Here is a 24,414-nt window from a genome sequence, read left to right on the forward strand (position 1 = left end):
CCACCGGTGAGCGCAGCCAAGCCGCGAGGGTTCGTCACCCCCGAGTTCGCGCCGCTGGTCCGCGCCCTCGAGCTCTACGTGCCCGCCCGCGGCCCCGGTGGCGCCGTGCTCAGCGTGCATCACCGCGGTCAGCTCGTCGCCAACCTCGCGGTTGGAACCCGGGATCGGGACGGCGCGCTGATGCAGCCCGAGACCCTGGTGATGGGTCTCTCAACGGTCAAGGGCGTGACGGCGACGCTGCTGCACATCATCGCCGATCGCGGGATCATTGATCTCGCCGCACCGGTCGCGCGCTACTGGCCGGAGTTCGCCCAAGCTGGCAAGCGGGACATCACCGTCCACGAGCTCGTCTCGCACCGCGCGGGGCTCTACATGTTGCCCGACACGATCGAGCGCATCGAGGATATCTATGATTGGGAGCGCATGGTCGGCGCCCTCGCGCGGGCCAAGCCTGCGCACGCGCCTGGGCGGGATCTTGGCTACCACGCGTGGACCTTTGGCTGGCTGGTCGGCGAGCTGTTGCAGCGCGCGACCGGGGCCTTGTTCTCCGACTTGCTGCGCGAGTGCATCGCCAAGCCGCTGGCGCTGACTGGTTGCTACATTGGGCTGCCGGACTCAGAGCACCATCGCGTCGCCAAGATCATCCAAGTCCAGACTGGAGAGCCGCCACGCTCGGGAGCAGCCCGCTCGCTGGTCTCGCAGGCGCCCGCGCTGGCCCAGGCGGGGATCGGCATGGGTATTGGGTTGGGCAGCAAAGTCACCCGCGCGCTCGGTCTGCGCTTTGATCCCGCCCAGGCGATGCGAGCGATGGCCCCCCCGGGGCTCTCACAGCTCAACCTGAACGCGCCCGCGTTCTTGCGGGCCGTGATCCCCTCGGTCAACGGGGTGTTCGACGCGATCTCGCTGTCGCGCATCTACGCGGCGCTGGCCAACGGCGGCGAGCTTGGTGGGGTGCGTCTGTTGTCGCGCGCCGCGATCGATCGGGCCCGCGCAGATCAGAGCGTTGGGCTTGGGCGCGTGATCCCATTCCCGCTGCGGGTGAAGATGGGCTACCACCGGCCAGTGTCGCTGGGCGTGCGGGTGTCCATGTTTGGCCGCGACCGGGATCTTGGGATCGCCAGCGCAGATGCATTTGGGCACTTTGGGTTGGGTGGCTCGGGGGCGTGGGCGGATCCAGAGCGCGAGCTCTCGGTGGCGGTGGTCACGAATTGTTTTGTGGGTCGTCTGCCCGCCGACCTGCGCACGGTTGGGGTGTGTACGGCGGCCAATTTCGCCGCGGATCGCCGATCACCGAGTTCGTGATGGGCGACGCGATGTGAGATCGCGCGTACAGCCCATTCGATCCACCCGGGCTTCAGCTTCACGGTCGCGTACAGATGACCAACATTGGCGACCAATTCAAAACCGGCGCGACGTGTCCAACCAGCGGATCGTATGTATTCGATCGATACGCCGACGCTCCATCCACAACCCCCCAGCCCACGCAGGACGAGCGCGTGATCCCGATGACGCGAGGTAACCCCTTCCCTCCCGTCAGGTCGACGAATGCCGCGGCCTGGTGGAAGTTGCAGCGCATCAGCTGAGCTCGAGCACGGTGGCCTCGGGGAGCTTGGCTCACCGAGGCCACCCTCTCGCGTATACCGGGAGGGATTGCGCACCGAAGCCCGCGGAGGTCTACTGTTCGGGTGACCGATGCCGCTCGACCTCGCTCGATCCTTGGCCTGCTCGCGCGCTTGGTGTGGCTTCGCCGCGGCGTCGCGCTGCCGCTGGCCGGGTTGGCGATCTTGTTGTTCGTGGGCAGCCAGCGCGCGTGCCCAGAGCCGGGCCTGCGGGTGGCCACCTTCAACATTCGCAACTTCCCCGAGAGCCCGGGGCAGATCGACGGCGCGTTCGAGACGATCAAGGCGCTCGAGGTGCCGGTGATCGCGGTCCAAGAGATCAACGATCCGGTCGCGTTTGCGGCGGCGGCCAAGCGGCAGCTGGGCAAGAGCTGGCGCGCGGAGTTTGGGCCCTACGCTGGAACGGAGCGGCCGCTGCTTCCGGGGGTGCTCTACAATGGCTACCACTACGAGCTCGACTATGCGCGCTTGCATCGTGGGACCCAGACCAAGGGCAGCGGCCGGCCCGTGCTCGAGGTTCGGCTGTTCGACCGCAACGGCGGGCCGACGCTGCGGGTGTTCGTCGTGCACCTGCGAGCGGGTGGTGATGGGGTCGAGACCCGGCGTGCGCAGCTGCAGGTGCTGACGGGGATCGTGCGCCGCTCGGCGCGGGGGGGTGATCAGGTGATCGTGATGGGTGACTTCAACTCGACGGGTGAGGTCGACCGGGTGAACCTCGGGCAGTTTGCGGGTGACACGGGGCTGCACTGGACCACGCAAGAGCTGGGGTGTACGGCCTATTGGCGGCCGCAGAACACCTGCCTTGGCAGCGCGCTGGACCACGTGTTCACCAGCCGGCCGGCGGGGGAGGCTGTGGCGCGTGGGCCGTGTGAGAGCGTTGGCTGCGAGCCGGGGGAGAGCTGCCCGGTGTTTTATGATCAGGTGTCGGACCACTGCCCGGTGACGGTCGCGTTTTGAGGCGGCGGGCCGACGCGATAGCGCTCGCTCAACGCGGCGGTTGCTCGGGCCGGCACGCGAGCGGCTTGTCATCTTCAGGTGTGAAGCACGAGCCGTCCACGGTCTCGCCCTCGCGACCTTCGAACGAACACGCGTCCCCGCTCGCCTTGTCGACGCAAGCTTCAACAGCCTCGCGAGGCGGCCGCGGAGGATGGTCACCGCCGGATCCACCGGGCGGGCTTGCGAGGAGCGCGAACAGAAACGACTCGAGTAGAAGCGCTGTGATCGTCATCGCGGTAGTGCTTAGCGATACGCGTTCCGACGCAAAACTATAAGCAATATCAAGCACTTAGAATCAGCGCCGGACCCCCGAGTGCCGATCTCGCCGGCCCTCACCTGCCAACTCGGCACCCCGCCCGTTCACCCAACCGGATCGCAGATCCCACCATTCTCGATCTGCGCATTGGTCCGAAAGGTGTTCAGCTCCAACCAATGCTTGTCTTCATACTGCGGAATCGTGCCATCCTCGCGCACGTTTGTGACGTGATAGGTATGCTGATTCCAGATCCGCCGGGCCTGGATCCACCGATTCTCGGCGTCCTGAAACACCTGCACGGTCGGAAACGGATTGGCGTCCCCGCTGTACACAAATGGATGGCTCGAGCCAACGACGATCTCCGCTGAGCCGTCGTTGTCAACGTCGACGACGATCGGGTACTCGACGACCGTCGCGCTGCTGCGCGCTTGCTGGACCACCGGCGCGCCACCCTGGCCGAACGCCCAGATGAAGTTCTCGTCGCCGTACATGGCCTCGGCCCCGTTGTCGCCCAGGAAGTCAAACGCGGTGCTGCCAGCCGAGCCGCTGCCGTCGTCAACGGCGACGTCCCAGATCACGCCGCCCATCTGGTTGTAGACGGCAAACCGGCTGCCTGCGCCCACGCAGAAGTCCGCGATGTCGTCACCGTTCATGTCGTGGACCGCTGGCGGACGCGCGTAGTTGAAGCCACCGACTGGTTTGAGACCGCTGAACTTGACGGTGCCGTCGTGCTCGAGCACCGAGATCCCGGTGTTCGAGGCAATCACGATCTCGGGGTCGTCGTCGTCGTCCATGTTGGCGACGGCCGTGAACCCGGAGCCCACGCCTGCGCTGTCGTAGTAGAGCGACCCATCGTAGCGATACGCGGCGGTTGGATGGATGATCTCCATGTAGTCGTCGCCGTCGAGGTCCGCGGCCACGGTCGCGGGACTCCACTGGTTGGTGGTGTTGCTGGTCCACAGCACCTGCCCGTTGTGGTCGAGCACGATGTTCTCGAAGATGATCTCGACGTCGCCGTCGGTGTCGATGTCGGCCAGCGCGATCGCAGGACCGGTGCCGGCGTGCGGGGCCGCAGCGACCGAGGCGCTCTCCCACTTCAGGGTGCCGTCGTGCTCGAAGCAGTAGATCGTGTTCTGGTTGGACTGCACCAGGATCTCGGAGACCCCGTCGTCGTCGATGTCGCCGAGCGCAGGCGTGGTCCGCCAATTGACCGGCTGGGGGATCTTGAAGTGCAGCGCCCCGGTCTCACCGTCGAGCACGTACAGGTTGCCGGGGTTGGGCGCGGTCGGGAACGCGAGCAAGACGACGTCGGGGATGTCGCAAAGATCGATCTCGCCGTCGTCGTTGTCGTCGGTGAGGTTGGCGACCAGCGGGGTCGTGAGGGTCTGGTGGTTGCCGTCGTCGGGCGTGAACGCCCACTGCAAGACCGGCTCGAAGCTGTTGGCGGGGGCGACCTCCTCGCACGGGCCCATGCCGTCGCCGTCTTCTTGGACCTTGCACAGATCCCCGGTGTTGCCGGGCACGTCGGTCATGGTTGGTTCGACGTCGAACTTCACTGGGTCGTCGTCACCGTCGCCATCACCATCACCATCACCATCGCCATCACCGGGATCGCCGTCGCCGTCACCGGGATCGCCGTCACCGTCTCCGTCTCCGTCACCGCTGGATGCGCTGGTCTCTGCGCTCAGCGTGAAGGTGTTTGGCCCCTCGCCCTCACCCGATCCACTGTCACCGCATCCAACAACCAGGCCAGAGACAAACGCAAGCCCACCAAGACGTCGCAGCCGCATGGCCGCCAGTATCACTGATGTCCGGGTCACTCGCTAGGTCTGAACGCGGGCGCCTCGGACAACCGAGACGCCCGCGTTCGACCGGTAGGCCCGTCCCACGACGCCAGATACGCCTCTGCCCACCGAATGCCTGCGTCGCAAAACCTCGAAGTATGCCCGATACGACTTCGGCTTCGCTCCTTGGCCTCGGCGCGCAGCGACGCATCTGACGACGCCCGCGGAACTTCCACACCCTGCTGGATTACAGCGGGTTGATCTCGTCGAGCGAGAGGCCGCCCGGGTACGCGTAGCTGGCGAAGCTCGACTGCCCGCTGACGATCACGCCAAAGCCCTGCGCCGAGCTGGCTTGGTTGGTCCCCTGGGTGCACATGGCCTCGCCGGGGTTCATGTCGATCGTTGCCCACTCCCAGTTGCTGGCACCGATCGCGGTCCAGCGATTGTCGGGGACCGGGCCGCCAAGGCACTCGACGTTGACCTCGACGCCAGCGGGACGGACCAGCTTGGCGAAGTCCTGCACGTACGAGTCATCGACCAAGAACACGTAGTCGGTGCGGTACTGCTCGACCGGGACCATGAGCACCATGTAGGGATCGCCGATGCAGGGCGAGGTCACCGACGAGCAGCCGTACATGTAGCCGGCCATCAAGATCGGATCGTCGGCCGACACATAGAAATCCTGGTGCTCGTCAAACTCGACCATGTCGCCGCTGTCGAGGATGATCTGGGCCCCCAGCGAGATCGGGGGCTCGAAGTCGATGACGGTGTCGTCCTTGCTGGCGATGATCCGCCAGCGCATCGGCTCCATGTCGCGGATAGGGTTGCGCGAGGCGACGTAGTTGTTGCCCCACGTTGCGAGCGGGAAGATCTGCTCTTCGACGTGATCGCAGCCGTTGACGACCTCGTCGGGGACGTTGGCGCAGGAGTGACCGCCGAACACGGCGACGGGCTTGTCGGACTCGATCCGCGAGCCGGACATGCTCTGCAGCTGGTCCTCCATGTTTTGATCGACGATGCCGATCTGAATGTAGTCGTAGGCGTCGAGGACGATGTCGGTTGGGACCCCGGCGGTCATTGCCGGGAGCCCGCCCGTGCCTGCTGGGGTGTCGACGTGGGGGGTGATCGTGACGGTGGTGTCGTTCTCGGTTGCGATCACGTTGAGGGCCGACCCGGCGCCGTAACCCAGGGCCCACGCGAGGTGCAGGTACTCGTTGCCAAGCGAGTGCGTGGGCAGCAGCAGCGAGGCCTCCGCGGTGATGCTGGACGCGCCGCCGATCGGGTTGAACTGCGTGGCCACGACCGGGATGTCGGTCTCGACCCGAAACGCGGTGCCCGTAGCGATGCCGCTGGTCAGGATCCCCGCGTCCATGCCGTTGTAGTAGCTGGTGTAGCCCCCGTGCGAGCCCGAGACGTTGAACACCTTCGACTGCCGCGGACCCACGGTGTCTTGGATGATGACGGTCTGGGCGCCGATGCGCTTGTCCCAGATCTTGACGGTTGCGATGTCGTCTTCGCTGGGGTTGGCGACCGAGATCGCGTAGGTGAATTTGTCGCGCGGCGGCTGGTTCGCCATGTCGACCGCCCAGAACTCGCAGCCAACGCTGGACTTGGTGAGCTCGGCCTTATCGCAGGCGTCGACACACTCGCCGCCAAAGCACACTTCATTGCCGGGGCACTCTTGCTCGTCGCCAAACTCTGTGCCGGTGTCGTTGCAAATGTGGAAGGTGTCGTCGCTCGTGCAGTACGACGCGTCGGGGGAGCAGATCAGCTCGGCGCAAGCGTCGACAATACAGGGCCCACCCACGCACGGGCTGGCGTCGTAGCCCGAGCACTCGTCGTTGCAGACCGAGATGTTGTTCTCGTCGGCGCAGAGGCCCTCTTCGCCGGGCACACACTCGCAGGGGTCACAGGTGCCGGTGCCCGCCTTGCAATAGGTGTCGGCCGGACATGGGTCGGACTCCCAGCTGCCGTCCACGCAGATGTCGTGTCCGGTGTCGGTGCACTGCTCTTGACCATTGAGGCACTCGCTGGGATCGCCGTCGCCGTCGCCGTCGCCGTCGCCGTCGCCCGGGTCGCCGTCTCCGTCTCCGTCGCCGTCTCCGTCGCCATCGCCGTCGCCGTCTCCCGTGTCGGTCTCGAAGGTCGCGGTGTCGGTCACGCTGGTGTCGTCGTTGCACCCTGCGGTGGCAACGGGGATCAGCAAGACGCATGGCAGCACGAGCGCGAAATTGGGCAGACCTAAGCGAGTCATGTCGTGATCATCCCACCTGTGCCCGGAGCTCACAAGCAACAGTATGTGTCCTCCGGTTCAATGAAGTCCGGCGACCACGCTGTTCAGGCGGTCCGTGGGCCGCGCGACCCGCCGGCTTCGGCCGCGCTTGGCCCCAGCATCGGCGCGACGCTGGAGCCACGGCTCGTGTATCCTGACCGCCCACGAGCCGATTCGGATGCACGACACCGAGCCCAACCCCCAACACCCGCGGCCGTTCGGTGACTACCTGATCCTTCGCGTGCTCGGCCAAGGTGGGATGGGGACGGTCTACGAGGCCGAAGAGCAGCTGTCTCGCCGCCGCGTGGCCCTGAAGATCCTGCGCAGCGAGCTCAGCGGGACCGGCCAGGCTCGCCGCCAGTTCGTGGCCGAGATGGGGATCCTCGCAAGCCTCGACGATCCGCACATCGTCCGCTGTCTGCACTGCGCGGAGATCGAAGGTCAGCTGGTGATGGCGCTCGAATACCTCGAGGGTCATACCTTGCGCGAGCTGCTCAACGCTCGCGGCGCGCTGCCCTGGCGCGAGGTCGCCGACTACGCCTGGCAGATCGCCTCGGCGCTGCGGGTCGCCCACTCCCGGCAGCCAGCGGTGATCCACCGCGACCTCAAACCCGAGAACGTCATGCGCCTCACCGATGGCCGCGTGAAGGTCATGGACTTTGGGATCGCCAAGATCGTCCAGACCATGGCCGGCAACACGACGAACAACCCGGCTGGCACGCTGCGCTACATGAGCCCCGAGCAGATCGACGCGCGGTCAGTCGACGGCCGCTCGGATCTGTTCTCGCTTGGTCTTGTCATGTGGGAGCTGCTGGCCGGGCGCGCGCCCTTCGAGGCCGACTCGCCGCGGGTGTTCTTGGAGCAGCTGTGCACCGCACCCACGCCGCGGCTGCCAGAGCACGCCCGCCGGGGCCTGCCGCCCAACGTCGAGCAGCTGGTGGTGCGCTTGCTCGAGAAGGACCCCGCCGCGCGGCCGCGCAACGCGAACGAAGTGCTCGCGGTGCTCGCTACCCATCGGGCGACGCCGGGGTCTGCTCAGCCGTCCTCGCCCGCGCCAAGCAGCTCGTCTTCGGGCGCGGCGCGGGTTGTGCCGGGCCACCAGTCAGCCGGGGGCCACCAGTCGGCAGGAGTCAAAAAGTTCGACACCATAGCAATCGTCGCAGAGGCCACCCGCCCACAGGGGCCCGCGCCGTGGATCATGCCAACGGTGGTCGCGGGCGGCTTGCTGCTCACCGCGGTGATCGGGGGGCTGGTCGTGGGTCCGCTGCTCGGCGAAGACGACCCATCCAGCGACGAGGCCGCGGTGGTCGACAAGCCGGGCTCCCGTGCGGCTGCCCAGGCCCCCGCGCGGCCCCGCGCGAACGCGTGCGCGCGGGTGGCTGCGCAGTGGCAAGGCGACTGGGAGCTTCGCACTGTGGCGACCGCCGCGACCAAGTCCAATTGGATCGGCGGGCGCTCGCTCAACGAGATCAGCGTTGACGTTGATCGCTGCGACCTCAGCGGGACCGGTCGCAAGCTGCTCGACGGCAAAGAGCGATGGAAGTACGAGTTCAGCGGCGCCGTCACGGACGACGGCACGGCGCAGCTGGAGTACCAAGTGCTGGGGCGCAACATCGCTGGAACCTGGTCGATCGCGGCCGACGGCAGCGGCACCTGGGCCTCGGCGGCCGACGACGTGTCTGGCACCCTCACGGTGACCCGCCTGCGCGCGAGTCCATGAATGCCGTGAGTGCCATGAATGCCGTGACCGCTGCGAGCGACTCTGGGTTTGGGCGCAACAGCGCGCGTCACTACTTGGCGGCGTCGATGTCGGCGAGGCATGCGTCGTCGAATTCGACGGGCGGCTGCATGTTGATCAGCCGATCCAGGATCGAGTCGAGCGCGTCGGTGCTCGAGTACGCCCAATACATGACGCAGTCCGCGTTGGCGTCGTGGTCGCCGTGGTCCGGGTTTGGGTCACGGTGGTCCTCGACCATGGGCAGCCCGTTGTCGACCAGACCAATCACGTGGCCAAACTCGTGGGCCCAGATCAAGTACTCCGCCTCACGACACAGCTGGTCTTGCAGCGGCCCAAGGATCGCGGCCATGCAGTTGGATTGGATCGTGTCCTTGAACATCATGATCGTCGAGCCCCACGCGTAACCCAAGATCGCCCCGGACATCTCCTCGTCCTCCGCCGCGTGGCCGTCGACGAACATCACGTGGACCTTGACGGCGTCGTCGGGGATCTCGAGGTTGCGGTGCTCGCTCGCGGCTTGCGAACGATCGGCGGGTGTCCACGCGCCGTCGCCCTTGGGGGTGATCTCGTCGTCCCACACAATCTCGATGCCAGCGGGCTTGTCGAGCATGCCCGAGAACAGCGTCACGATGTCTTCGGCGACCTCGGCCCGGGCTTCGAAGCCCGGGGTGGAGTCGAGCTCGATCACCAGCCGCGGGTAGGGATCGCTGCGAATCAGCTTGGCCCACTGAGGGAGCTCCTCACCCGTGTCGCCGTCGCCATCGCCGGCCTCGGCGTCCTCGGACCCGCTCTCCGAGCCCCCGCCCCCGGTCTCGTCGCCGCTCGCAGCATCCGTGTCCATCTGGGTATCCGAGGCATCCGCCGATGTATCGACGTTGCCGGTCGTTACATTCGCTGCACCGTCGTCGGTGCAGGCGATCAAACTCAGCGCGACCAGGACGAATGCAGGCTTGGACATGGAGACAGGCTACCGACCTCGTGGATGCGCGACCCACGTGGCCACCGCGTGGCCGTCCTGCGCCTCGCAGCGCTTCGCTGCTTGCCGGCAGCCAGTCCGGTGCGCCAGTTGCGTGACGCCCCGCGAACCCCACTGACGTCGGGGAGACCCCCACACCCATGCTCGATTTTCGACATCGACTGGCAATTTTGCCAGGTGTAAACACCACATTCTTTGTTGATAGTGCGCCCCGTCAATGACGGCTCTTTTGGGGCCCATGACTATCTCTCAGCTCGGGCGGGGCTTCTCGTCCGGTTCCAGGTACACATGCGCACATCACACTCCGTTCTTTCATCGTATTTTGGTCCTCGCTCACGCCGTCGGCCCACCCAATTGTTGGCAATTCCATGCCTCGCGCTGTCGTTGGGCGGCTGTGTTGGCAGTGAAGGCCCGTCGGAAGCCGAGCCAAGCGGCGCGGCCGAGCAAGACGCGGACGCAGGCCAACTCGGCGCGGATCCAGTCGGCGCCACAATGCTGGTTCACGTCGAATACCAGACCGAGGAGAAGCTCAATTGGTTGGTGAGTGAATTTGACGTGCTCGAGCACGCCGACCGGGCGAAGGGCTATGTGGCCATGCTCGTCGAGCCCGAGAGCTACGAGCGGCTGCTCGATGAGGGCTTCGCGGTCGAGATCCAACATGAGCCAACCGAGGAGCTCGCCAGCATGGTCAGCGGATTCCGCTCGATCTCCGGCTACGCCTGCTACCGCACCGTCGAAGAGACCGCGACGGACATGAGCACGCTGGCCTCGGACTACTCTGATCTGGTCGAGCTCATTGATATTGGCGACTCATGGGACAAGGTCACGCCAGGCGGCTCGAGCGGCTACGACATCGCGGGCATGATCGTGACCAACGAGAATATCGCTGGCCCCAAGCCGCGCTTCTTCTTGATGGGCTCGATCCACGCGCGTGAGTACGCGACGGCCGAGCTCGCGATTCGCTTCGCCGAAGAGATGATCACCAACTACGGCACGGATCCCGACGCGACCTGGCTGCTCGACAACTTCGAGCTTCACGTGGTGCCCCACGCCAACCCCGACGGCCGCAAGATCGCCGAGCAAGGCTACACCCAGCGCAAGAACCGAAACACCAGCAGCGGATACTGCTCGTATCCGCCAACCTCGTACAGCCAGCACGGCGTTGACCTCAACCGCAATCACTCGTTCAAATTTGGCGGCGCGGGCACCAGCACCAGGGCGTGCAACCTGACCTACCGCAGGACCTCGGCGTCGGAGCCCGAGACCCAGGCGCTAGAGACCTACATGAGCTCGATCTTCGCGGATCAGCGCGGCCCCAACGACAACGACGCGGCGCCGGCCGACACCACCGGCCTGATGATCACGCTGCACTCCTATAGCCCGCTGGTGCTGTTCCCGTGGAGCTGGAGCGCGGCCGGGGCCCCGAACCTCACCGAGCTGCGCACGCTTGGGCGCAAGTTTGGCTATCACAACGGGTACCCTGTCTGTCAGGCCCCCGTGTGCCTGTACGCGGCGAGCGGCTCAACCGACGACTGGGCCTACGGCACGCTCGGGATCGCGGCGTTCACCTTCGAGGTTGGCACCTCGTTCTTCCAGAGCTGCGCGAGCTTCGAGTCGACGATCGTGCCCGACAACTTCGCGGCGCTGCGCGAGGCGTTCAAGGCCGCTCGCCGCCCCTACCAGACCCCGGCCGGCCCCGACGCGACCAGCGTCGCGGTCTCGGCCTCATCGGTGGTCGCGGGGACCAGCGTCACGCTGACCGCCGACATCGACGACACCCGCTACAACAGCAACGGCTGGGGTAGCGAGGCCACGCAGAACATCGCGGCGGCGCGCTACACGATCGACCAACCTTCGTGGTCGGGCGCGACAACCCACGCGATGGCAGCCACCGACGGGACCTTCAACGCGACCACCGAGGGCGCCACCACGACGATCGACACCACCGGGTGGACCGCGGGTCGCTACCTGCTCATGGTCGAGGGCCAAGACGCCAACGGCAACTGGGGAGCCCCAAGCGCGGTGTTCCTCGACGTGCTGTAGCCGAGCTCGAGCCACAACACGGACGGCCGCGGGGGCAACCTCGCGGCCGTCAGCGCTCGCCCAGACCGCACGAGAGCGCATGCATGAGCAGCTCGGCGTTGGTGCGGATCTTCAGCGCCGCCATGATGCGATACTTGTGAAACGCGACGGTGCGTGGGCTGACCCCCAGCGCGGCGGCGATCTCTTTCATCGTCTGCCCGCGACTGAGCAGCCGCAAGACCTCGAGCTGGCGGACGGTCAACGGACCAAGTTCGGTCTGCCCCGTGGCGACCTCGCTCGGCTTGGTGTGATCGTTGGTGAGACCGCTTCGCAGCTGGGTCTGCGCGCGCGCGTGGTCACGGCGAAGCAGCGCGATCGCCAACGCGGCGCAACAGGGGTGCGCGTCGTGTAGCTGGGGTGTTTGGGCGGGTCGATCGTTGCCGCCGTCGAGCACGAGCGCACCCACCGTTGCGCCGCCGATCCGCAGCCGGACCCCGAGGCGTGGCGAAATGCCTTCGGGTACGTGGTGGACGATCGCGTCCAAGCTCGGGTGGACGCGCTCGCGCCCGGGAGCCTGGTTGGCCTCGACGCTCCACGACTGCCAGCGCCAGAGCCCGCCAAGATCGGGACGCAACTCGAACAGCGCAGCGCAGCGCAGCCCCAGCACCTCGCCAAGATCGGCCAGCGAGGTCGCGACGACGGCGTCGAGCTCGGCGAGCGCGACCCCGACGACGCGGGAGGTGATCGCGGCGCCAAGTCGATCGAGGCCGCTGGGAGGTCTCGGTGCGGACGTACGTCGATCGCGGGAGGGCGTGGCTCGGTCGTTCACTCGAAGCCTACCCAATGTCTCACGCCAGCGGACGCTCTGGCGCTCGCCGACTGTGTTCGAACGCACCGAACTCGCGGGTTGCGACTCCCCCACCAACGGGCTGTTGAGGCGCGCTGATTGGGCGCGCTGATTAGGCGTTCAACCCCGCCGTCCACGGTGTTGACGGGCCCGCCCATCGCACTGAGACTGCCGCGATGACTCGCCGAACGCCGCTGACGGTCGCGCTCATGCTCGGGTGCGTTGGCCTCGTGGTTGCGGGCTGTCAGCCAAGCGAGGCACCGCGCGTGGAGCTCCCCGTCGTGGTCGACGGGTCTGGGCTCAGCGAGGCGCCCAGCGACCTCGGCTGGACCGTCGAGTTCGACGAGGCCCGCGTCGTGATCGTCGATCTCTTGTTCACGACCGCTGGCGAGGTCCACGACGAACGCCGCACCACGGGTGCGGTGCTGATCGGAGCAGCCTTCGATCTGCTCGAGGCCAAGGCCTGGGCGCACCCCGGTCACCAGCAGGGCGGCGAGGTGATCGGTGAGCTCCCGGGTGCCCACGTGATCGACTTTGCCAACGAAGCTGGCCGTGAGCTCGGGCTCGCCACGCTGATCGCGGGCGAGTACACGGCGCTCAACTTCGGCCTGGGTCGGGGCCAAGCCCAGCGCGACGGCCTGTCCGCAACCGACGATCTACTTGGCCACACCGCGGTGCTGCGCGGGACCGCGAGCAAGCAGATCGACGCCGCGACCGTCGCGGTCGAGTTCACGATCGTGATCGACTCGCCGCCAGACCGCGAGATCATTGGCGCCCCCTTCGAGGCCAGCGTGACCGAGGCCAGCGCCTACACGATCGGGCTACGCCTGCTGACCCACGACTTGCTCGAGGGCGACGGGCTGTTCGATGGCGTCGACTTTGCCGCGCTCGACGAGGCCGACGGTGCGGCGGACGGCCAGCTGTTGCTCGTTGATCCCGACGCGAGCGACTCGCAGCAGGTCGCCGCGCTCAGCGACGCCTACTACGCGATCCGTCGGGAATTCCAGACCCACGATCTGTTCGACGCCGTCCCTCACCTGCCATGATCGCCAAAACCATGATCCGTTCAATTCACCCCCTAAAGTACGCGTTGGTCTGCCTCACAACGACCGTCTTGGCCACCGCCTGCGCCAGCGGCGAGGGCCAGGTCGAGGTTCGCGCTTGGGGCGAAGACTTCATCGAGGTGGGCATCCCCGCGGCCGAGTTCGCCGACGGCTGGGCGGTCAGCTTCGAGCGCTTCGAGGTCGTCTTGCGCGATGTGTCCGTGGCCGGGGCCACCCTGGCCGACCCCGCGCCCCTCGAGCTCGCGCAGCCCAGCGAGGGCGTTGGCCAGCTCGTTGGGCGGGCCGTGGCGCCCGCGGGCGACCACGACGACGCGCGCTTCAGCATCGCCCAGCTCGAGATCGAAGGGCGCGCCATCAAGGACGGCGTCGAGAAGACCTTCGCCTGGAGCTTCGCCACGCCGGTCGACTACACCAACTGCGAGACCCTCACGCAGGTCCCACGTGATGGGGTTGGGCAGCTGCTGATCACCGTGCACGCAGATCACCTGTTCTACGACAGCATCGTGTCCGAGGACCCGGATCTGCGCTTCAACGCGATCGCCGAGGCCGACACCAACGCCGACGGCGTCGTGACCCAGGCTGAGCTCGAGAGCGCAGACCTTGGCGCCTACGACCCCGGCAACCTCGAGATTGACGATCTGTGGGCGTTCTTGTCCGCCCAGGTCCAGACCATGGGCCACGTCGACGGCGAAGGTCACTGCGCCAGCTAGGACTTTGTGGACAAGCGCACGCTCACGTTCGCGCTGATCCTGCTTGGGTCCAGCCGCGTCGCGCTTGCCCACCCGCTCGAGGAGTCGGAGCCGGCGCCCAAGCCCGAGTCGCCGCGTGATGAGGTCGAGTCCGGGGAGACCCGCGAGATCATCGTTGAGGTGCCGCCCGACACGGCTTCGGCAGCCACGATCACGCGCGAGCAGATCGACGCCGCCCCGATCCGCACCGCCGAGGACGCGCTGCGGCTCGCGCCTGGCATGGTGATGGTTCAGCACGGCGCCGAGGGCAAGGGTCAGCAGTACTTCTTGCGGGGCTTCGACGCCGTCCACGGCCTCGACTTCGAGATCGAGGTCGACGGGGTCCCGCTCAACGAGTGGTCCAACATCCACGCCCAGGGCTACCTCGATCTCGGAATGCTGATCCCCGAGATGATCCGCGACGTCGAGGTCTTGCCCGGGCCCTTCGCCCTCGATCAGGGTCCGTTCGCGCTCGCCGGCTCGGCGCGGTTTCGGTTGGGGGTCCCACTCGACGCGCGCGGACTCAGGGCCAAGCTCGAATTTGGCAGCACGCTGCGCGCCCGCACGATGCTGAGCTACAGCCCCGCAGACGGCGACGGCGAGCGCTTCATCGCCGCGGATGTGATGACGGATCAGGGCTTCGGCGAGAGCCGCGACAGTCGCCGCGCCGTGGTCATGGCTCGCCAGCCGCTGTGGCGTGGCCACCACCACCAGCTCACCGCGCTGATCATCGCACAGGCGTCCGAGTTTGGGCTCCCGGGCACGACCTCGCTGCGCGACTACGAGGCGGGCCGCATCGGGTTTTGGGGCGCCCACGACAACGGCCACGGCAGCGCGCGACGGGCCCACGCGGCGCTCGACTGGCTCACCGTGCGCGCGCGCTGGCATCTGCAGGTGCGGGCTTGGTCTGGCTATCGGCGGCTCGAGCTGCTCGAGAATTTCACCGGCTTCTTCGAGCGTCCGGTCGAGGGCGACCGCCGGGTTCAGCGCCACGCCAGCGTCCCGTTCGGCGCGCGCGTCGATCATCACGCCCAGGTCGCCCCGCGGCTCGAGCTTCGAACGGGGCTCGGCGTGCGCGGTGACGTGTTCGAGCAGTCGGAGGTCCGCGTCGACCTCGAGCGCCGGCCGTTCGAGACGACCCGCGAGCTCGCGGCGGCCCAGGCCAACGTCTGGGCCCAAGCAGGGCTGCGCTGGCGACTCGCCGACGCGCTCGAGCTCGCCGCGGGGGTCCGGGTCGACGCGTTTGGGATCGACGCCCACGATCGGTCCCCAACCGCCGTCGAGGACGCCGACCCAGCCGCCACCGCAGGCTCGATCCGTGGCGGCGGACTGCGCTGGGCGGCGAGCCCCCGCGGGCACCTGCGCTGGGCCGCGCTGGCCAGGCTCGACCTCTTCGCTGCCTACGGCCGGGGGTTTCGCCCGCCCGAGGCCCGCGCGTTCACGGCCTACGACCCCGAGCGCGTCGGTCTGTCTGCTGATGTCGTCGACGAAGGTCCCCGCACCAGCGCGTCCGACAGCGGCGAGCTCGGCCTGCGCTGGCGCCCCGATCCACGCGTGCAGATCCGGGTCGTGGGCTTCGCTACCTACGTCGGCCGCGAGTCGATCTACGACCACGTCTCGCGCACCAGCTTGCAGCTGTCCGCGACCCGAAGGCTTGGCGCCGAGCTCGGCGTCGAGGCGCGGCCCGTGTCGTGGTTGGGCCTCGCCGGCAGCGTGACCTGGGTTGACGGCCGCTTCGTCTCCTCGCGCAACCCGATCCCGCTCGCGCCCACCTTGGTCGGCAGCGCGCGGGCCTGGCTCGTGCACCGGATCGGCGCGCGCGCTGGGCTGACGCTGGTTGGTTGGGCGCCGCGACCGCTGCCCTACGGCGCGCGCGGATCGGGCCTGGCGCGGCTCGACGCGACCGCTGGCTGGCACCTCGAGCGCGTGTTTGTCGACCTCGCGATCGAGAATGTCTTGGGCCTGCAGCTGCGCGAGGGCGAGTACTACTTCGCCAGCAACTTCGACCACAACCAGACCGCGAGCTCGCTGCCCACGCTGCACTACGTCCCCGGCCCTGCGCTCAACGCCAGGCTGTCGCTGACCGTGCTGTTTTGAGGGGTCGCAGGCAGGGTCCCACCGACGTACCCAGACTCGCGCTTGGCTCCCATCGCCGCTCGGCCTGAGGCATCATCGCGGGCCCATGGACCTGGTTCATCTTCGCTACTTTCGCGTGATCGCGGAGGTCGGCAACCTCACCGCAGCCGCCAAGATCCTGGGCGTGGCCCAGTCCACGCTCACGGCCGCGGTCAAGCGGCTCGAGAAGCACCTCGACAGCACCCTGCTGCTGCGCAACCCCCGGGGCGTCACGCTCACGCCGACCGGTCGGGCGCTGGCGAATTCCGGGCATGAGATCCTTGGAATGGTCGACGAGCTCGAGGAGCGAATCCACGGGCTCGAGCGCGCGGACGTCGGCGAGTTCGTGATCGGCTGCCACGAGTCGCTGGGCGCCTACTTCTTGCCAGTGTTCATGTCCGCGTTCTTGAAGGCCAACACCGGCATCGAGCTGCGCGTGTGGAACGGGACCTCGACCGGCGTGCGCGAGGCGGTGATCGATCGCAGCGTTCACTTCGGCCTGATCGTCAACCCCCTGCCCCACGACGACCTGGTGATGGTCGAGGCGTTCCGCGACGCCGTCGCGCTCGTGGCTCGGCGTGACGGGCTGGCGAGCCCGGGCAGCCGCGAGCAGCTCGAGGAGCGCATGCGCTCGGCCCCGCTGGTCTACGCCGATCGTGTCGACCAGTGCCAGCAGATCGTCGACACGCTGCGCGGGCTGGATCTGCTCCCCCCGCGCTTGCTGACCACCGGCGATCTCGAGCTGACCAAGGCCCTGGTCCTCGCCGACGTCGGCGTCGGGATCCTGCCCCGCCGGGTCGCCGACTACGGCCACGAGGGTGAGCTGGTCGTGCTGCACCCCTCGTTACCGCAGATCCCCGATCGCATCATGCTGTGCTTTCGCGTGGACGCGCACCGGACCGCAGCGTGGCGACGGACCAAGCAGGCCCTGCTCGCGTACGCCGACGAGATCGCACCGATCCCAGGGTGAGCCACGACGAGGCCAAGACCGAAGCCGCGTCGTGAACGCGGCGAGCTCGTCTCGCTTTCGCCAGGGCCACGGCCCGTTGTCGAGTCTTCGTTGGGTTCGCCTGCGCTTCGCCCGGCACACCACGGCGACGCCCCCTTCGGCGTGTCGAGCTCTGATCCGAGGGGGGTCCGGCAAGCCCGCGCCCCTCATCTTTGCTTGCGAATGTTGCCCAGACGCCTCCTGGTCGGGGCACTGCCGCCGGTATCGATGCGAGCGATGGGAGAGAACAGTGTGGTCGAGTGGCCTCGAAAACCGGCCCTCCCATACTCCCCCTCAGCCGCCAAGGACAACGTTCCGAAGCGAGAAACAGGAAGTACCCACAATGGACATGTATACAGTTCCAGGAGTCACCAATCGTCACTCGACCAAGCTGCTCGGGTTGGCGTGTCTGCTCGGTCTCGTCGCTTGCAGCGAGGAGCCCGAGGCGAGCGAATCGCCCTTCGCGTCCGTAGAGATCACCCGGGTCGAGCTCGGACGTGATCTCGACCCCGCCTACCTCAACGAGCGGATCCCGATCACCATCGGCATCACGGCGTCCAGCGGCGTCGCCGGGGAAGTTCCGACGGAGGCTGTGCCCCTCGTGGTCACCTTCGTGGATCCGCAAGACCCGGAGGAGGTCGGGTGCAGCTCGAACGGGATGCTCTTTGACATCGTCGGCGACGGCGAGGAGCATGAGTACGAGGGCTTCATCTGGCCCCCCAGCAACTGCATCGGCCTCACGGGCAAGACCGTGACCCTGCAGATCGAGCTTGACCCGACCGCCGAGCAGCCGCTGATCGAGCCCCTGGTGCTGTCCCAGGCCCGGGCCAACGAGCCTGCAAACGCCGCATGCCGCGGGCCCGAGCCGGGCTGTGTGCAGGAGTTCCGCCTCGAGGTTCCCGAGTCCAGCCTGGTCGACATCGAATTCGCGGGTCTGGAGTCGGAGTCCTCGGTCGGCGTGATCCCGTCGCTCGCGTTCCCGACCGAGGGCGAGGTGGAGCGAGCAGCGCCCATCCTGGTCGCGCAGAACATGCTCGTGTTCAACGGCCGCGACCCCTACGAGTCACCGGTCAACCCGGACACGATCCCCGCGGAGCTCTTGGCCGCGGATCCCGACATCGCCGAGGCGCTTCGCTTCGGTCGCCCGGCCGACCAGATCGACACGATCGACGACCTTCCCGGTGCGCTCCACCTCGAGTACGCGATCACGGCGGCCGCGGACGGCGAGACCTGGCTGCCCTTGGCGATCGGCGAAGGCGACGTGCTCGTCGACGAGGCGGTGATCACGGAGCTGCTGCCCGGAACGCCCAACCTCATCGCCCATGATCTCTACCTCGAGGGCGCAGCCTACGACGCCGTCCTCGATCCGGACCAGTGGCTGGGTGAGGAGGCCTTCGTGGTCCGCAGCTGCTTCACCACGGACTTTGGCCAGTTTCGTGGGGTCGCGGACGAGGCCAAGTGCCGGACCCTCGAGGTCTTGCTCGTGCCGCCGAGCGACGTCGAGAGCGGCGTGAGCACCTTCGGCTTCAACCGGGTGGAGAAATCCAGCCACGGCAACAGCCGCATCAAGCTCGAGTCTCGCTTCGCAACCAGCAACCAGGTCGGCCTCGACGGCGTGTTCAGCAACACCGAGGCCAACTTGACCGTCAAGGGCAAGATCGGGAAGAGCTTCACGCTGGATATCGTCCGCGCCAACGCGACGCTCGACGCCCCCCTGAGCGGGGAGCGCTCCGTCGACGTGGGGCTGAGGCTGTTCAACGACGACGTGTTTCGCTACACCGACCAAGCGACGGGCCTGACCGTCAGCGAAGACGTGGTCTTCAGCAAGAGCACGACCCTCGTCAAGGCCAAGTTCATGTTCGGCCCGGTCCCGCTCAGCTTCGACCTCGGCGCGGGCGGGGCGGTCGGCATCCTCGCCGAGGGCAGCGCGAACTTCTTTCAGGGAGAGTCGGACTGCCGTCCCCACCTGCCCCTCGCCACCGCGGGAGCCACCGAGCTTCGCGCAGAGCAAGAGCAGGTCATCGCCGACCTCCAGTCGAAGATCGCGGAGCAATCGAACCCCATCATCAAGAAGCTTCTGCGGTCCATGCTTCAGGCCGTGCGAAGCCAGTTCTTCAGCGGCAACGCCTTCGACACTGGCGAGGCGAGCCTCTCGGAGTGCGTCACGCTCGAGGCGAGCGTGGGTCCGACGATGAACCTCACCGCCAGCGCCTTTGGTGGCATCGACATCGGCATCGCACGCGCGGGCGTGCAGCTCGACCTCGTCATCGCCCAGGTCGACCTGCCGCTGACGGGCAAGCTGAGCTTGGGACGCAACGATCTGTCTCAGTTCGTCGCCTTCGCCAGCACGGATCTCGACCTCGTCTTTCAGCCCCTCGACGGCGACCTGAAGCTCGTGGGCAAGCTCAAGCTCGGCCCCTTCAAGCGCTCGAAGTCCGTCTCGATCGTGAAGTTCAACGTCAAGCCGATCGAGAAGAGCTTGCTCCGTCGCAGCACCCTCGCCGCCGAGGTCCTCTCGCTATGAAGCCCCTCATCGCCGGAGCCCTGGGCTCCTCCATCCTCATGTGCGCGGCAGCAGCGTACTTCCTGCAGGCGCCGACGGCTCCCGCTCCCTCCACTTGGCCCCCCGCTTCTCAGGCGGGGGGCCGCCCCCTTGGCTGCGTGTTCGAGCCAGGCTCGAGCGTGGCCTACGACCTGAGCTCGTCGGTGTCGGCGCGGGGCCAAGACGGCGCGCTTGCCCCCGAGCGCGACGCGTTCTCGGCCGTCGTCAGCGCGCGCGTGGTCTCGGCCAGCGAACGAGGGGCCTCCTTGCAGCTGGCGCTGTCCGGAGTCGAGCTGCGCCAGAACCTGGCCCAGCCCGAGGACCGCGTTCACCAGGCCCTCGGCGAGACCTTCGAGATCGACGTCGCGCCCTCGTGTCGAATCGTCGAGTTCCGGTTTCCCCTCGACTGGTCGGACGCTGCCCAGCGCCTCGTGGCTGGCGCGCTGCGAACCCACGAGCACGTGCTGCAGTCCGACTTGGCCTGGGAGGTCGATCAGACCGACACCCTTGGACGCTACCGCGCCAAGTACACGCGCGCGGGCGATGCCGTCACCCGGCGCAAGGTCCTGTACTACGACGACAACGGCCTCGCGGCCTTCGGCATGACGATCCTCGTCCCCCACGCCACGGCCCGCGCGAGCTTCGACGCCCGCGGCATCCTTCGCTCCGAGGTGCGCGAGCGGGTTCAGATTCGCGTGGGCAGTGAGACCCGCGCGGACCTCGACCAGCGCTCGCAGCTCGTCCGCGACGACTCGAAGTACCGCGCGCCTGCTCCCGCCACCGTGCTCGCGGTGGCCGACCCCTTCGTCGTCCATGACGAGGGGGCCGCCGCCCTGCCCCACGCCCCGACCGACCTGGGCGAGGCGTGGGCCCTCTACGCGGAGCTGGCAGCCGTCCTCGACCCCTTCACCATGAGCCAGGCGCGCTCGCTGGCCGGACTCATCGCGGCCCACCCGAGCCTCGCCGACGACCTCGTGGCGCGCCTCGAGGGCGACGCGCTCGGCGAGGTCGCCCGCTCGTCGATCTTCTGGGTCCTCGAGCTCGCCGCGACCGATCACGCCCGCGCGCACCTCACATCCCTCGTCGATGCGCCCCTGCCGAACGACCGGATCCGGGCTGCCGTCGCGCTGTCTGGCGCCGCGCCCACGCTCGACGTCGGTCAGCGCCTCCTGGACATGTACTACGAGGACCAGGAGCCCACCGCCGCCACGGCGGGTCTGCTCGCCCTCGGCGTGGTCGGGGCGAGCGGCGATGCGTCGGCCCAACGCTTCGCACGCGAGAGCATCGGCGCCGTCTTTGAAGACGCGCAGACCCAGGACGAGAGGCTCGCTGCGCTGTCCGCCATGGGCAACACCGGCGACCCCGAATTCATGCCGCAGCTCGCCCTGAGCCTCCACGACGAGGACCCCAGCGTCCGGGGCACGGCCGCCGAGGCGATGCGCCACCTCGGCGACGACGCCCGCCCGCACCTTCAGGCTGCGCTCGAGACCGAGGTCGAGCCGGGGGCGGCGAAGTCGGTCATGAGGACGCTGCGCGAGATCGGCCCACCGCGTCCCGACGACCTGGGTTGGGCATCCGAGCGGCTCGATGCGGCGCCGTCCGTGGCGGTCCGGGGTGAGCTCATCGCGTGGCTGGCCGCGGACCCCACGGCCGAAGGCTCGGCGATCCTCATCGAGCGCTTCCACGCCGAGCCATCGAGCGCGCTGCGCCAGCTGATTGGCCGCTACGTGCCCGCCTCGGAGCTCCGGTGATGAAGGGGCGGGCGAGCGCAGTGATGCGGGTGCTGGGCGCCGTCGCGCTCAGCCTCGCATTGACCGGGTGCGACGTCACGAGCGACGGGGAGGCGCTCACCGACGCGTCGGCCTGGACCTACATCGGGGAGCTCGCCTACGCCCCACAAGACGACGAGCTGCTCACCGCCGCGGTGGAGCTCGCCGACGCTGCGCAGGGCTTCGCCCTGTTCGCCGAGGTCGACGGGTGTGCCCAAGTCGCGAGGCTCGAGGACGACACGAGCACCTGGGTGAGCGCGCTCGAGAGCGGCCCCTCGTGTGCCGCGTGCGAAGAACGCTTCTCCGTGATCGCGGGGGCCGGGCTGCTGGTCCACCTTCCCCCCGAGCCCCGCGCAGGCCCAGCTCGGCTGCGGCTCGGCAAGATCGACTGCGAGACCCTCACCCGCGCGCGCCCGAGCGCCGACACCCCCGCGAGCAGCGTACGACTGTGGGTTCGGGAGCTGCCCACGCTACCGCGCGAGCTCGTGGTGCCGCTGCGCTTCCATCACGGCCGCTTCTCGCCGCGCGCCTCGGATGCCGAGTCCGAGGCGCTGCTGGCCGAGGCCGCTGCCTTGCTCGCCCCGACGGGTATTCGGGTCGTGCTCGACGGCTCTTCCACCGACGACACGCTGCCCGACTCGATCCCCTGGTTCGAGGGTGACCCGAGCGCGCTCGAGCCCCACGTCGAGCCCGAGGACGGCGTGGTCGACGTGGTGTTCGCCGGCTGTCTCGAGCACGTGCACCCCGAGCTCGGAACCCACACCCTGCTCGATGGCTTGGTCCCGCGGATCCCTGCCCAGGCGGCCCCAGGCGCCGGGATCTTCCTTCGCGGTCGAGCGTGCACCGCGGCCTCGCTCGGCCCCATCTCCGTGCCCGTCGAGTCGCAGGCCCGCGTCCTCGCCCACGAGCTGGGACACTACCTGGGTCTGTATCATCGCCTCGAGGACACGGACGCGGACACGCTCATGGCCCCCAACCCCGCGCTCGTCGCCAACCCGGTCTTCAGCCCGGCGCAGGCCGAGCGCATGCGGCTCCACGCCGCCCTGCTCAGCGAGCCAATGCCCGATCGCTGACGCTAGAAGGATCAAAGAGCGACCTCGAGGGCGCCAAGGCTGGGCGGGTTGGCGAAGCAGCGATCTTCCAAATCCCCGCCGAGCTCCACGAGATCGGTCCCGGCCGCGATCGCGGGGCTCCCGGGAGCGAGGTGAAGATCCGCGTTTGGATCAACGAACATGGGATCTTGTCCAATGATCCCGCCCTGCTCCGCGACCGGCAGCCCGCCGGGTGGGTCGGACTGCGCGGGGTCATCGTAGCGGTACCACATGTTTGTTGCGATCGAGAACGAGCCCGGATCGGTGTTGCCACCAACGTTGACGGTCACGCCGACTTGCCCGTCAAAGTACACGATATTGTTGATGAACCGCCCGTTGCTGGCCGGCAAGAACTCGTAGTCCGGCGTGGACGTGGTCTCTTGCAGGATCCGAAACACCCACTTGGTCGGGCTATGAATCACGTTGTTGGCGGCGAGGCAGTCAACACAACCAACAAACGCGAAGGGCGTGACGCTGCCGCGAAACACATTGGCGATCACCCGAATGTCGCGGGCTTCGGCGTTGGGTTGATCCATGGACAGTGGCGGGCGAAAGAACTCGAAGCCGGTCGAGCCGCCCATGTTGATCGCCCGCTGGCCCGCGTCATCGAAGGTGTTGGCGCGGATCTCGATGTCCGCGGCGCCGCCCTTGTTCTGCACGGCGTTGCCGCCCGCGCTGAGGTCCGTGAAGGTGTTGGCGTAGATCAGCCCGCGGTGACAGCCAACGTGATCGATCGCGCTGCCCGAGCCACCGCCGCCGCAGCGGGCAAACTCGCTGTTGAGCACCCAGTAGTCGTCGAGGCCCGAGAGCTTCAGGCAGTCTTGATTGCCGCCAGCGCCAACGTCGTGGAACGACAGATCGCGGAACACGATGAAGCGGGCGGCGTCGGGATCATCGACATTGCCCCCGTCATCGACGTTGATGCCGTTTTGGGTGGCGTTGGCGATCTCGAGATCATGGATGATCACGTAGCGGGCTGAGCTGAGCTGAAATGCTTGGTTGCCGCCGTCGATCACCGGGCGGGCTTCGCCCTCGGCGCCGCCGATCCAGATCGGCGCGGCCTCGGTGCCGCTGAGGTTCGTGATGTAGCCGCCGCCCGCGTAGGTGCCCGCGTGCACGACGATCGCGGCGCCCGGACTCGTGAGCCCGGCCGCGTACTCGATCGTCGCGCAGGGGTTGTTGAGCCCGCCGCAAGCTTGGCCGTCGGCGCCGATCGTGGAGACGTGGATCTGCGTGATCGGGCGCTTGCCGTCCTCGAAGGTCGACGGGGTGCCGCAGCTGGGATCGCCGTCGCCGTCGCCGTCGCCGTCGCCGTCCCCGTCGCCATCGCCATCGCCGGGGTCGCCGTCGCCGTCGCCGTCGCCCGGATCGCCGTCGCCGTCGCCCGGATCGCCATCGCCGTCGCCCACGCTGGTCTCGCTGGCGTCGCCGTCACCAGCCTCGGTCGTCGCGCTGTCGGTGCAGCCAAGCGCCCACACCATCGAGAACACCAACAACACTCGAGTATCCCGGAGCATGCCGAAGCGTCCCACACGTCGGCACAACCAAGCTAGCGCAACCCGGTGCCCGGCCTGGCACGCGCGATTTACCGGTTCGCCTCTCTAGCG

18 protein-coding genes are annotated in these 24,414 nt (G+C 67.8%); 12 read left to right on the forward strand and 6 right to left on the reverse strand.

Going from position 1 to position 24,414, the window contains the following annotated elements; genetic code table 11:
• The first annotated feature begins 6 nt into the window (after window positions 1–6).
• The 3 genes from DB30_RS01805 to DB30_RS01815 all read left to right on the forward strand — a co-directional run bounded on the left by DB30_RS01805 (window position 7) and on the right by DB30_RS01815 (window position 2,576).
• Window positions 7–1,302 (forward strand): serine hydrolase domain-containing protein, encoded by a 1,296-nt coding sequence (locus DB30_RS01805; protein ID WP_052546207.1) that lies wholly within the window; start codon window positions 7–9, stop codon window positions 1,300–1,302.
• Window positions 1,303–1,376: 74 nt separating this feature from the next.
• Window positions 1,377–1,583 (forward strand): YjzC family protein, encoded by a 207-nt coding sequence (locus DB30_RS43005; protein ID WP_146657836.1) that lies wholly within the window; start codon window positions 1,377–1,379, stop codon window positions 1,581–1,583.
• Between the two features lie 102 nt (window positions 1,584–1,685).
• Window positions 1,686–2,576, forward strand: coding sequence for an endonuclease/exonuclease/phosphatase family protein (locus DB30_RS01815; RefSeq protein WP_052546208.1), 891 nt, complete (start codon window positions 1,686–1,688; stop codon window positions 2,574–2,576).
• Window positions 2,577–2,604: 28 nt separating this feature from the next.
• Here the strand turns inward: DB30_RS01815 and DB30_RS01820 are convergent, their stop codons facing one another.
• From DB30_RS01820 to DB30_RS01835, 3 genes are all read right to left on the reverse strand, one after another.
• On the reverse strand, window positions 2,605–2,847 hold the full coding sequence (locus DB30_RS01820; RefSeq protein WP_052546209.1) for a hypothetical protein: 243 nt from the start codon (window positions 2,845–2,847) through the stop codon (window positions 2,605–2,607).
• A gap of 128 nt (window positions 2,848–2,975) precedes the next feature.
• Complete coding sequence (locus tag DB30_RS01825; RefSeq protein ID WP_052546210.1) at window positions 2,976–4,661, reverse strand: FG-GAP repeat domain-containing protein; 1,686 nt, start codon at window positions 4,659–4,661, stop codon at window positions 2,976–2,978.
• A 241-nt stretch (window positions 4,662–4,902) separates the two neighbouring features.
• Complete coding sequence (locus tag DB30_RS01835) at window positions 4,903–6,909, reverse strand: IgGFc-binding protein (RefSeq protein ID WP_205632886.1); 2,007 nt, start codon at window positions 6,907–6,909, stop codon at window positions 4,903–4,905.
• Between the two features lie 196 nt (window positions 6,910–7,105).
• On the opposite strand from DB30_RS01835, the gene DB30_RS01845 reads away from it, so the two are divergent.
• Window positions 7,106–8,647, forward strand: a complete 1,542-nt coding sequence (locus tag DB30_RS01845; RefSeq protein ID WP_052546212.1) for a serine/threonine-protein kinase — start codon at window positions 7,106–7,108, stop codon at window positions 8,645–8,647.
• A gap of 70 nt (window positions 8,648–8,717) precedes the next feature.
• On the opposite strand, the gene DB30_RS01850 is transcribed toward DB30_RS01845, so the two are convergent.
• The gene (locus DB30_RS01850) at window positions 8,718–9,623 is read right to left on the reverse strand and encodes a hypothetical protein (protein WP_146657840.1); all 906 of its coding nucleotides are present in this window, start codon (window positions 9,621–9,623) and stop codon (window positions 8,718–8,720) included.
• A gap of 375 nt (window positions 9,624–9,998) precedes the next feature.
• Here DB30_RS01850 and DB30_RS01855 point away from each other — a divergent pair, with 375 nt between their 5' ends.
• Window positions 9,999–11,684, forward strand: a complete 1,686-nt coding sequence (locus tag DB30_RS01855) for a M14 family zinc carboxypeptidase (protein ID WP_240480140.1) — start codon at window positions 9,999–10,001, stop codon at window positions 11,682–11,684.
• 49 nt (window positions 11,685–11,733) lie between these two features.
• On the opposite strand, the gene DB30_RS42680 is transcribed toward DB30_RS01855, so the two are convergent.
• Window positions 11,734–12,492: a helix-turn-helix transcriptional regulator gene (locus DB30_RS42680; protein WP_052546215.1), complete on the reverse strand. Its 759-nt coding sequence runs from the start codon at window positions 12,490–12,492 to the stop codon at window positions 11,734–11,736.
• Window positions 12,493–12,686: 194 nt separating this feature from the next.
• Between DB30_RS42680 and DB30_RS01865 the strand changes: the two genes are divergently transcribed.
• The 7 genes from DB30_RS01865 (at window position 12,687) to DB30_RS01895 (ending at window position 22,789) form a co-directional block, all read left to right on the forward strand.
• Entirely contained in the window at window positions 12,687–13,556 is an 870-nt protein-coding gene (locus DB30_RS01865) for a hypothetical protein (protein ID WP_052546216.1), read from the forward strand.
• Between the two features lie 11 nt (window positions 13,557–13,567).
• On the forward strand, window positions 13,568–14,284 hold the full coding sequence (locus DB30_RS01870) for a hypothetical protein (RefSeq protein WP_146657842.1): 717 nt from the start codon (window positions 13,568–13,570) through the stop codon (window positions 14,282–14,284).
• Between the two features lie 6 nt (window positions 14,285–14,290).
• Window positions 14,291–16,399, forward strand: coding sequence for a TonB-dependent receptor (locus DB30_RS01875; RefSeq protein WP_052546218.1), 2,109 nt, complete (start codon window positions 14,291–14,293; stop codon window positions 16,397–16,399).
• A gap of 85 nt (window positions 16,400–16,484) precedes the next feature.
• On the forward strand, window positions 16,485–17,387 hold the full coding sequence (locus DB30_RS01880) for a LysR family transcriptional regulator (protein ID WP_052546219.1): 903 nt from the start codon (window positions 16,485–16,487) through the stop codon (window positions 17,385–17,387).
• Window positions 17,388–17,754: 367 nt separating this feature from the next.
• A complete protein-coding gene (locus tag DB30_RS01885) occupies window positions 17,755–19,929 on the forward strand; it encodes a general secretion pathway protein GspK (protein ID WP_146657843.1) in 2,175 nt (724 codons plus the stop codon).
• A 137-nt stretch (window positions 19,930–20,066) separates the two neighbouring features.
• A complete protein-coding gene (locus DB30_RS01890; RefSeq protein WP_165703592.1) occupies window positions 20,067–21,698 on the forward strand; it encodes a HEAT repeat domain-containing protein in 1,632 nt (543 codons plus the stop codon).
• A complete protein-coding gene (locus DB30_RS01895; RefSeq protein ID WP_146657844.1) occupies window positions 21,698–22,789 on the forward strand; it encodes a zinc metalloprotease in 1,092 nt (363 codons plus the stop codon). The genes DB30_RS01890 and DB30_RS01895 overlap by 1 nt, the downstream gene beginning before the upstream one ends.
• A gap of 11 nt (window positions 22,790–22,800) precedes the next feature.
• Here DB30_RS01895 and DB30_RS01900 read toward each other — a convergent pair whose 3' ends face one another.
• The gene (locus DB30_RS01900; protein WP_146657845.1) at window positions 22,801–24,324 is read right to left on the reverse strand and encodes a right-handed parallel beta-helix repeat-containing protein; all 1,524 of its coding nucleotides are present in this window, start codon (window positions 24,322–24,324) and stop codon (window positions 22,801–22,803) included.
• Window positions 24,325–24,414: the final 90 nt, after the last annotated feature.

It is taken from the genome of Enhygromyxa salina, from assembly GCF_000737335.2.
Taxonomy (GTDB): domain Bacteria; phylum Myxococcota_A; class Polyangia; order Nannocystales; family Nannocystaceae; genus Plesiocystis; species Plesiocystis salina_C.